The sequence below is a fragment of the Oscillibacter sp. CU971 genome, assembly GCF_905219725.1.
Taxonomy (GTDB): Bacteria; Bacillota; Clostridia; order Oscillospirales; family Oscillospiraceae; genus Oscillibacter.
Genome location: NZ_CAJMXG010000499.1, coordinates 1 through 1,341, shown reverse-complemented (window position 1 = coordinate 1,341; position 1,341 = coordinate 1). Strand labels below are relative to the sequence as shown.

The 1,341-nt window shown below is 55.8% G+C and carries 2 protein-coding genes; both read left to right on the top strand.

Annotated elements, in window-relative coordinates:
* Positions 1 to 342 precede the first annotated feature (342 nt).
* Positions 343 to 750 carry a hypothetical protein gene (locus JX325_RS16915; protein ID WP_204792182.1) on the top strand — a complete coding sequence of 136 codons (408 nt, stop codon included), beginning with the start codon at positions 343 to 345 and terminating at the stop codon, positions 748 to 750.
* 129 nt (positions 751 to 879) lie between these two features.
* Positions 880 to 1,341 (top strand): N-terminal phage integrase SAM-like domain-containing protein (locus JX325_RS16910; protein WP_204792183.1); only part of this gene is annotated, 462 nt, incomplete at its 3' end.

Genomic DNA, 1,341 nt, shown 5'->3' with positions numbered 1-1,341 from the left:
CGAAAAAAGTGCAGGATAAAGGCCGGGGGTCGCTTATGCGCCCCTCGGCCAGCCACACCGCCCCGCAGAGCGGGTCGGGGCTTTTCAATAGGTGGTCGGAATTTCAACTTTTTGCTGTGGCAGGTGGTCAGTATCAGCAAATCCAGAGAGAAAACCGCCATGTTCCGCCTTTTCACAAGGTGGCTGTCACAGGTGGTTTTCCGGAATTTCACGGGAGTCAGTGCGGGGGTCATTTTTTACCCCCTGGGGGCAAGTCGGGGGTCAGTTTTTCCTCTGTCCTTACAGCNGCCACAAAATCGGCGGGNNAAGGCAGGGNTATTTGCGAATTTCAGGAGGAGCANCATGCCGAGAGAGAAATCAAGTCCTCACCGCAAATCTCTCCCTGAGACACAACAACTCGTCAAAGAGATGTGTCCTCGAGACAACTACCGTACACAAAACGAGTTCATCGAGAAGGCCATCCGGTTCTACGCCGGCTACGTCTCCGGTCAGGATACCACCGCTTATCTCCCGCCCGCACTGGCGTCCGTCCTGCGCGGTACGGTTCAGGATACGGAGAACCGCGTCTGTCGTCTGCTCTTCAAGCTGGCGGTTGATCTGGACATGATGATGAATGTGCTGGTGGCAGGAATGGAGATTCCCGATGAACAGCTCAAGGCGCTGCGGGGACGGTGCGGCCAAGACGTGAAAAAAACCAGCGGCAACATTTCGCTGGACGACGCTGTCCGTTACCAAAGAGGTGGTCTGTGATCACCCGTACCCTGTTCAAATTCTGCGCCGCAAAACAAAGAATAAAAGTCCTCGAAAAAAGTAGTAGCTATTCCCCGCGAAGTGTGGTATGTGTTGGTGTTGCAGAATCGGAGAAAGGAGATGATACTCATGGCAAAGCGCAGACCATCCGGCGACGGTATGGTTCGCAAGCGGGACGACGGTCGCTGGGAAGGACGCATCGTGGTAGGCCGCAAGGAAAATGGTGACTCCATCTTCCGCTACGTCTACGCTCCCACGCAGAAAGAACTATCCACAAAGCTCCGCCAGCACATCGACAGCTACCAGGGTGCCGACCTGACGGAGCAGAGCAGGATGACCTTGAGTGAATGGCTCAATCAGTGGCTGGAGAACATGGCGGATACTCTGCGACCCAACACGCTGAGGAACTATCGCAGCTACATCGAGAACCACATCCGCCCCAACCTGGGAGACAAACAGCTGGCTCGAATTACACCGAAGGATGTGCAACGGTTCTACGAGAAGCTGAGTGATTGTCTGGCCAGCAGTACGGTGCGCCGCATCCACACCACGCTCCACGGTACGCTGAAGGCGGCGCAGCAGGCGCACCTG

Excerpts from the sequence above, each read along its gene's own strand:
- JX325_RS16915 (WP_204792182.1), top strand. The coding sequence starts at position 343 with ATGCCGAGAGAGAAATCAAGTCCTCACCGCAAATCTCTCCCTGAGACA.